Origin of the sequence: uncultured Fibrobacter sp., from assembly GCF_946062555.1 — a bacterium.
In the GTDB taxonomy this organism is placed as follows: Bacteria; Fibrobacterota; Fibrobacteria; order Fibrobacterales; family Fibrobacteraceae; genus Fibrobacter.
Map to the genome: position 1 here is coordinate 1 of NZ_CAMGVQ010000094.1, position 8,111 is coordinate 8,111.

The following is an 8,111-nucleotide window of genomic DNA, read 5'->3' on the forward strand; positions in this document are numbered from 1 at the left end:
TGTCATTGCGAATCGTCGAAGAGGACGAAGCAATCTCCACGGCACTCGAGGAAGACAGTTCCTCAATTTCCGTATCCTTGGCAGAAGCACTGTCACTATCGCAGGCGACAAGCATCGCAGACAGGGCGAATGCACCAACAAACAGTTTCGTGAGTTTCATGGAACCCTCCATTAAATCTATTTCCCGCATATATTTAACAAAAAAAGTCCGGCAAGCGAAAACACCTAACCGACCTTGGAGGGGGCTTGCACGCACGCATGCTAGCCCCGCTCGCTCTAGCGGCATAGCCGCTTAGGCGAGCCTGCTAGTCCTTTACACAACGAACGGAAAGCCCGTAGTACTTACTGTAGTAGTCCAGGTACGCGTAGTCGCTGCCGTAGTACAAGTACATGTAGTACGCGTAGTTACTACCGTACTCCGTAGAACTCCAGAAGTACGCGTAGTTGCCCTCGCCGTAGTAATTCCCAATGCTGTTCCTGTAGCCGGCAGGCAACGCCGAGAAACCGAAAGAGTCCTCATTGGTGATTCCGTCATATGCAGCCCAACCAGTCTGCGATTTGAGCTTGGCACCGGCTGTGGATATACCGCCCACTGCCGTGAAGAGAGTGTTCCATTCATCGTAGCTTGGCAAGTGCCAACCCTCGGGGCAAACTGTTTTTGCTGCCGCCCAGGTGTAAAGCCGGCCGTATTTTTCGCAGTATCCAGCGACACCGTCGTAACACCAGCTCTTTCCCTTGAGACTTGCGGTCGTTACACTGTCGGCATAGTTCAGGTTTTCGGCCATCCAAGTCTGCTCGCCGATGACCACCGTCTTGTAGGTCTGGCCGTCGCGTAAATCTGTCAGCGTTTTAGCTGTTGCATCGTAAACACTGCCAGCGCTTATGTTTTCAGAAGAACTGCTGGACTGCGTCGTTTCACTCGAAGAAGAACTTTCCATGACACTCGAAGAAGAACTCTCTATGGCACTGGAAGACAAACTGTCATTGCGAATCGTCGAAGAGGACGAAGCAATCTCCACGGCACTCGAGGAAGACAGTTCCTCAATTTCCGTATCCTTGGCAGAAGCACTGTCACTATCGCAGGCGACAAGCATCGCCGACAAGGCTAAAGCACCAACAAACAGTTTCGTGAGTTTCATGGAACCCTCCATTAAATCTATTTACCGCATAAGTTTAGCAAAAAAAGTCCGGCAGGCGAAAACACCTAACCGACCTTGGAGGGGGCTTGCACGCTCGCGTGCTTGCCCCGCTCGCTCTAGCGGCATAGCCGCCTAGGCGAGCCTGCTAGTCCTTTACACAACGAACAGAAAACCCGACGTACTTATCGTAGTCGCCCAGGTTCGCGTTGCCGCCGTTGTAGTACAAGTCCATGCCGTACGCGTAGTCACTACCGTACTCCGTAGAACTCCAGAAGTTCGCGTAGTAGCCCTCGTAGTAGTAATCCCCAAGGCTGTACCTGACGCCGGCAGGCAACGCCGAGAAACCGAAAGCGTCCTCGTTGGTGATGCCACTAAACGAAATCCAGCCTGATGCCGCCTTGAGCTTCTGACCCGCAGTTGATTGGCCGCCAATCGCCGCGAATAGGGCATTCCACTCCGTTTGATTCGGCAGGTGCCAGCCTTCGGGGCATACGCCACGCACCGGATAAGTCGGCGAGCATGTTTTTTCATAGCCGCAGCCCTTGCCGTTTGTACTCCACGTGCCAGCACTATCCATGGCCGCAGCCCAGGTGTAAAGGCGGCCGTACTTGGTGCAGTTGGCGGAGTTGTCGTTGTAGCAGTCGCTGTTCGCGGTTCCGTAGTTGAGGTTTTCCGCCATCCACGTCTGCGTGCCGATGGTCACCGTCTTGTACGTCTGGCCGTCGCGGGGGTCCGTGAGAAACCCTTCGGCAAGCTCAGGGTCCTTGCTGCTGGACGACTGCGAATCCCCAACAGAAGACGATGATTCCGACTTTAGCGAACTCGACGAAGTCACTTCGTCAGGCTCAGTGACCTTGCCACTGCTCGAAGAAGACGATTCAACAGCCGGTTCATCATTCTGCCCAGCAGACGCCGACGAACTGTCATCGCACCCGACAAAGGCAAACGCCATAATAAGCATGGATCCTATCGCCGCCTTGCGGCTCCCACCTTGGTGGCCATGCGCACTAGGCAACAAGTTGCCAAGTGCTGTCCGCCAGGATGACAGATCAAGAAACATCTTCATAAACGCCCCCAAACAATGTTTTTCTAAAGAAAATGTAATTTATTTTCACACCAAAAAAAACGAAACAAACCCAAAGCCTTTTTACATCTTTTTCCGTAATTTCGCTCATCCGTTCGTTCCAAGCCGTTTCTTCCTCTCCGCGCGAGCAGCCTTAATTTCCGCTTCAATTTCTTCTTCGGTCAGATTGTCCACCCCATTTTCATGAGCCTGACGCTGAGCTTCGTGCAAAGCAGCCAAAAGCCCCGTAGGGTCATAAACAGCAGAATTATCGTTAACCATGTGGTTTCCTTTGTTCGGTGTAATGATATTCATAAAATCACGGGGAGAAACAGCAAACCCACAATTTGGAAAGTGTTTCAAGTTTCCTGTTACAAGATAAGCTCCTTTATCTTGATGAGCCCTAGCCACATCATAAAAGACAACATCATCGCTATCAGGGAGTTCTATACCAGATGGTGGAACCGGCTGATTTATCGCAAATTTTATAGTATTTCCGACAATATCATTTATGGTTTCCTGCATAAATGAAAATTTTGGACGAGAAAACACCTCCCAATACTCGCGAACTATATTATCATCAACAAGAGGGACAAAGCGCCTTTCAACAACACCCCTAAAAACAGAATAAGGAATAGAAAACTTATTATGCACAAGAGCTGCAGAAATTAAAACATTCGTATCGAGCACAGCAAAAATCATTTTTTCTTCCTCTCCATACGGGCAGCCTTGATTTCGGCTTCAATTTCCTCTTCGCTCAGATTCGCAACGCCATTTTTATACGCCTGTTCCTGAGCCGCATGTAACGCATTCAATAAATTAATGCCATCCTGTTTTGTAGGTGAGGGCATCCCCTTCACCTCAAACGGAATTCCGTTTTCGACAAGAGCACGTTTGAAAAAGATGCGCACAGCCGTGGGTATATCCATCCCAAGGCTTTCAAACAGGTCGGAAACTTTTTTTTTCAAATCATCTTCAATTCTTATTTGCAAAACCGTCATCGGCATACAGACCTCCTGCATTATCATATCAAAATATATTCAAAATAACTGCAAAAAGCAATACTTTTGCATAGAATCACTATTTTTCGTTCTTTTTTCTCCCCCCTCACCAAAATAAATTATACCATTTGGTATAATACCAAATGGTATAATTTATAAATCTAGGCTGAACTAATGGAAATGTAATATATTCAGCACCCATCATTATTCATATCAATTTTGCAATAGTTTCTGCATTTTTCATACGAATAACGCAGCAAAACTCACAATTTTTGCACCAATAAGGCCAAAATCGTGTTTTTTTTAGCAATTTAGCATCCACCTATCCAAAAAGGCCATCTGCTCGGCGGTGTGGAACCAGTGTTCGCCGCCGTCCATTATGGTCAAGGGGGCTCCGATTTTCTGGGCGAATTCGCGCATCGTTTCTAGCGAGGTCAGGTTGTCGTTCGAACCGTACAGAATTTTTGTCGGGACGCGCCACTCGATCGGATTTTCACGCACGTAGCACAGGTATTCCCACGAAAGCGTTTCGCCGAAATTCGTCGGCACCGTTTTCTTTTCGCGAAGTTCCTCTTCGGAGACATCCGCCCACGCCATCATGTTGCAAATCAGTTTTTCCATGTTGACTATCGGCGAAATAAAGTACGCCTGTTTGACAGGCTTATCGGCCAGCGCATTCATCGAAAAGAACGCCCCGATGCTATTCGCTATAAGGGTCACTTCGTCATAGTCCGCCAAAACAGAATCAAAATATACCGGGAATTCCTTCTTGGCATCCCATGGCGTTTCGGCCTTATAATCAAACCCGAGAACATCAGCATTCGGAAACAAACTCTTGTAATGCAGCGCCTCGTCAGCGTTTCCGCCCTTTCCATGCACGTAAATAACAAGATTTTTCATTTCCTACCCTTCAAATTTCCAGCCGCAATCGTTGTGGTAGACCATCTGGCGGGTCATGCCGCCGTCGATGCAGATGTTTTCGCCGGTGATGAATCCGGCCTTTTCGCTTGCGAGGTAAAGCACCATGTTCGCGATGTCGAGCGGATTGCCGACGCGGCCTGCGGGCTGCTGCGTGGCATCGGGGCCTTCGTAAGTTTTGAAATCCGTGTCGATCCAGCCCGGCGAAATGGAATTCACGCGCACGCGACCCGCAAAACTCACGGCCAGCGCATGGGTAAGGGCCGCTATCCCGCCCTTCGCCGCCGTATAGCTTTCTGTTTGCGGTTGGCTCATGCGGTCGCGACTCGAAGAAATGTTTATAATGCTCGCGCCCACCCCGAAATGCGGTGCGAAAAGTTTCGCGAGGTAGAACGGGGCCGTCACACCGACCGCCAGCGCGTAGCTGAATTCCTCGTAACTGCACTCGTCAATGCCCTTCATCAGCGGGAGCGCGTTATTCACCAGCACATCCATGTGCCCGTATTTTTCGATGACGAACTGCGCAAATTTTTCGAGGACTTCCTTCTTGGAGAGGTCCCCCACAAAGCAGGGATTATCGCGGATGTCGATGTAGGCGACCTTCGCCCCCTCTTTCTCGAATTCACTCACGACAGTTGCACCAATCCCGTGCGCCCCGCCCGTCACCACGACCACTTTATCTTCAAACGATTTCATGTAGGTAAATATACCATTCCTGTTCATTCCATGTGAACTGTTGACAACCATAGGCGACATATTCACATGTAAAAAATTTTTCTGTTGATAGCTGCAACCACCTGTTTGCAAAATCAAGAGGCTTCTCGTTTTTTGCGGATTTTGTTTTTAGCTTTTTCTTTTTACATGATATAAAGAAAAAATCTTGACACAAGGAAAGAATTTTCATATATTATGAAAGTAATAACAAAACCAAAAATTCTAAAAGCCGTAAGGCTCATGCCCCAAAAGGAGCAAATACTATTCGTCAAACTAGTCAAAGATCTTGAAGAGAAAGGTCCTATTCTACCTAACTGGCCTAACTACAAGAAACTCGTTAAGACAAATATATACCATTGCCACCTATCATACCATTGGGCAGCATGTTGGATCGAAACTGTAAAAGGAATTGAACTGGAGGTCACCTATGTTGGAAGCCGTGAAAATGCGCCTTACTAGCAAAGCCAAAAACGGGACGATTTTCACCTTTGAAGGGAAAAACATTCCCGACTATCTTGTCATATTCCTGAAGTCAGCATTCCCTTATGTGGAAGAAGTTAAAGAAACTGACGAAGACTATGTCGAAATTTCAAAAACCGATTGGTTCAAAGAAATGGAGTCCAAAACCACTCCAGCAGAAAGTTTGAAACTTTTGCGAACCACCTTCGGTTACACACAGCAACAATTGGCCGATAAGGCTGGCATCACCAAGCAACAGGTGTCCGCCATGGAACGAGGCAAAGAACCCATCGGACGCAAGATGGCCCATCGCCTCGCAGACGCTCTCGGAACCAGCTACAGGAACTTATTTTGGTAGACAGCCATGCTCCTGTTTTTCGATGTCACAAGAGATGCCCCTGATTTCCGCAGGTCAAGGCGCTGTACGAATCGGCGTTCCCGGCGAACGAACGCATCCCGATAAAGCATTTGCTTGACAACAAAATCAAGCGGGAGTTTTTGGCGTTTTTGATGGAGATACTTTCTGCGGATTTTCAAATTCCATTTCACACGGGCGACATCACGAACATCGTCTATTTCGCAGTCGTTCCAAAACTGCGCAGCCGCGGGTACGGCTCGAAAATTCTGCAGGCCATCCGCAGGCAACACCCCGACACGCGCATTGTCGTCGATATCGAAGTCGAAGAAGATTCCAAGGACGCCGAAGAACTTGAACGCAGGAATCGTCGCCGCGACTTTTACCTGCGCAACGGCTTTGGCTCCTCCCCCGTCGATTACGTCTGGCAAGGCGAGCACTACCGCCTACTCACCGCAGGCGGCACCGTCACCGACAAAGAATTCCGCGATTTCTGGAAAGAAATTTTGAAGGATATTCCCGGAGCGAAGTACCCGTAAAAACTTATAAGGGCACTTCGCACAATCTTTTCTCAATTTCCTCAATAGAGGGCATTGTGCCTTCAACCTTTTCAGGGTAGAATTTTTCCAATTCATATTCCGAAATGCTGATAGGTTGCGTACTTGATTCCAGTGCGTACTGTGCCTGCACCTTGTCCTTTTCCTTGCAAATCAGCAGACCGATTGTCGGGTTGTCGCGCCCTTCCTTTTTAAGGATGTGGTTGCATGCCACCATGTATCCGCCCAGTTGCCCGATATCGGCAAATTCAAAGCGCCCGATTTTCACCTCGACAACGACATAGCAAGAGAGATTCAGGTTGTAAAAAAGCAAATCCATGAACTTCTCCCTTTCGCCTACCATAATGCCATATTCTCTGCCGACATAGGCAAAGCCCGTGCCCAATTCCACAAGAAAACGGGTAATGTTGTTCAGCAAACTATCTTTCAGCAGTTTTTCGTTGTAGCGGCCCGTAATACCCGTAAAAGCGAAATTGTAAGGATCCTTCGTCAGTTCCTGGGCCAAATCGCTTGTTTCGGCGGGGAGAGTCCGTCCAAAATTCGTCAACGCCTTTCCCTGGCGCTCGTAAAGGTCACTTGAAAGCGCATTCAAAAGGGACGAACGGCTCCAGCCATTTTCTACCGTCTGGCGGGCAAAAAACAGGGCCTTTTGAGGATTTTCCTTGAACTTGTCCATTAAGACAACGTGATGTCCCCATGGAATTGAAAAGATGTCATGGGCAATTTGCTCAACAACTTGTTGAGTAATTGGAAAATCTTCCTTTTGTTCCCCGATCTTGGGTGCATTTTCCAAATAGGGGCGATACATAAGATAAAAGTTCTTCATGTACAGAATGTTCGTGGGAGAAAAACAAGTGGCACTGGGAATCTGAGCCTTTAAGTCTCGGCTCAGATTCTTCATGAAGCCGCTGCCCCATTTGCTTTCAGCCTGCTTGGTTACAATATCACGCCCCAATTCCCAGTAGTAGCGCAACATTTCACTATTTACCTTTACCGCCGCCTTGATTTGGCTCTTGCGATAACGGGAAGAAAGTTCCTTGACCCAGTGAATGTAATCCTTGTCCAAGATGTTGATAGATTTTTTCGACATTGATATCCTCTTTAAAATGGTTGCACAACGGTGCGAATACACCGTAAAAACGACGCACTATACGCCCGTTCTTTTTTGTTTTGTAATGGAGTTTCCACGATTTGCGTGGAATGGGATGATCTTGCAATTCTGTTGGCGGGGGCTCTCTCCCCTAAAGGGGACCATGGCCCACTAAGTGCTAAAGCACTAAGTGGTTGCAGCCCCGGCGTTACCTGTCACTCTTTCGAATGAACCCGAGTAGGGTATTTTCCTACCAGCTATCCAACAGGACCGTCAAGAAGGTTGATGGGCCCCGCCGCGAATGCACGTACGGACCGAATGGTCTATGTCGACTGTCGCGAGGATTATCGAATTACAATTGTAATATAAACAAATGCGTACTCTCAGTCAAGGGGCACGCCGCTAGTTTCAAACCACCAGAGTTTCATCTTCTTCAAGAAATCCGCATCCAGTGGCCACCCTAAAGCATCGGGGATTACGGAATCCACGGCGCAATAAAGGCTCAATGCCGTCCGACGACGAATCGCCAATTTAATCGAGCCCCGCTCCACGGTCTGCCTGCTGAGCATCACCGACAGGGAATTCCTGGAAATCTACAGCCACTTCGGCAGCACCAAGGCTCCAAAAAAATGGCCCAAAAGTCAAGAATCTATCCAATTTTTCTGATTTTTTCAGCGTCCAACCGCTTGCGAACCCGCATAAAATAAGGTATATTCAGAAAGTAGGTCTTATAGGGGCTCTTTATGAGCCGAGGTAAAACAAAGAATGCGCCACTACATGAAGAAAATGTGGCAATGGCGTGATTTATGTAGCCG

11 protein-coding genes are annotated in these 8,111 nt (G+C 48.3%); 2 read left to right on the forward strand and 9 right to left on the reverse strand.

Going from position 1 to position 8,111, the window contains the following annotated elements:
- Positions 1-305: 305 nt before the first annotated feature.
- The 6 genes from Q0P86_RS15915 to Q0P86_RS15940 form a co-directional block, all read right to left on the reverse strand.
- Positions 306-1,139 carry a fibrobacter succinogenes major paralogous domain-containing protein gene (locus tag Q0P86_RS15915; protein ID WP_295040828.1) on the reverse strand — a complete coding sequence of 278 codons (834 nt, stop codon included), beginning with the start codon at positions 1,137-1,139 and terminating at the stop codon, positions 306-308.
- Positions 1,140-1,284: 145 nt separating this feature from the next.
- Positions 1,285-2,205 (reverse strand): fibrobacter succinogenes major paralogous domain-containing protein, encoded by a 921-nt coding sequence (locus Q0P86_RS15920; RefSeq protein WP_295040830.1) that lies wholly within the window; start codon positions 2,203-2,205, stop codon positions 1,285-1,287.
- Positions 2,206-2,310: 105 nt separating this feature from the next.
- Positions 2,311-2,904 carry a putative toxin-antitoxin system toxin component, PIN family gene (locus Q0P86_RS15925; RefSeq protein WP_295040832.1) on the reverse strand — a complete coding sequence of 198 codons (594 nt, stop codon included), beginning with the start codon at positions 2,902-2,904 and terminating at the stop codon, positions 2,311-2,313.
- Positions 2,901-3,209: a type II toxin-antitoxin system RelB/DinJ family antitoxin gene (locus Q0P86_RS15930; protein ID WP_295040833.1), complete on the reverse strand. Its 309-nt coding sequence runs from the start codon at positions 3,207-3,209 to the stop codon at positions 2,901-2,903. Before Q0P86_RS15930 ends, Q0P86_RS15925 begins: the two co-directional genes overlap by 4 nt.
- 297 nt (positions 3,210-3,506) lie before the next feature.
- Positions 3,507-4,103 (reverse strand): alpha/beta hydrolase, encoded by a 597-nt coding sequence (locus Q0P86_RS15935; RefSeq protein WP_294113084.1) that lies wholly within the window; start codon positions 4,101-4,103, stop codon positions 3,507-3,509.
- A 3-nt stretch (positions 4,104-4,106) separates the two neighbouring features.
- Entirely contained in the window at positions 4,107-4,817 is a 711-nt protein-coding gene (locus Q0P86_RS15940) for an SDR family oxidoreductase (RefSeq protein ID WP_295040834.1), read from the reverse strand.
- 445 nt (positions 4,818-5,262) lie between these two features.
- On the opposite strand from Q0P86_RS15940, the gene Q0P86_RS15945 reads away from it, so the two are divergent.
- Both Q0P86_RS15945 and Q0P86_RS15950 read left to right on the forward strand, forming a co-directional pair.
- Complete coding sequence (locus tag Q0P86_RS15945; protein ID WP_294113079.1) at positions 5,263-5,652, forward strand: helix-turn-helix transcriptional regulator; 390 nt, start codon at positions 5,263-5,265, stop codon at positions 5,650-5,652.
- A gap of 152 nt (positions 5,653-5,804) precedes the next feature.
- Complete coding sequence (locus tag Q0P86_RS15950) at positions 5,805-6,188, forward strand: GNAT family N-acetyltransferase (RefSeq protein WP_295040836.1); 384 nt, start codon at positions 5,805-5,807, stop codon at positions 6,186-6,188.
- A 4-nt stretch (positions 6,189-6,192) separates the two neighbouring features.
- Here the strand turns inward: Q0P86_RS15950 and Q0P86_RS15955 are convergent, their stop codons facing one another.
- The 3 genes from Q0P86_RS15955 to Q0P86_RS15965 all read right to left on the reverse strand — a co-directional run bounded on the left by Q0P86_RS15955 (position 6,193) and on the right by Q0P86_RS15965 (position 7,953).
- Positions 6,193-7,296: a PDDEXK nuclease domain-containing protein gene (locus Q0P86_RS15955; protein ID WP_291024474.1), complete on the reverse strand. Its 1,104-nt coding sequence runs from the start codon at positions 7,294-7,296 to the stop codon at positions 6,193-6,195.
- A gap of 383 nt (positions 7,297-7,679) precedes the next feature.
- A complete protein-coding gene (locus Q0P86_RS15960) occupies positions 7,680-7,865 on the reverse strand; it encodes a hypothetical protein (protein WP_291024477.1) in 186 nt (61 codons plus the stop codon).
- Complete coding sequence (locus Q0P86_RS15965) at positions 7,828-7,953, reverse strand: hypothetical protein (protein WP_295040839.1); 126 nt, start codon at positions 7,951-7,953, stop codon at positions 7,828-7,830. Before Q0P86_RS15965 ends, Q0P86_RS15960 begins: the two co-directional genes overlap by 38 nt.
- Positions 7,954-8,111 lie beyond the last annotated feature (158 nt).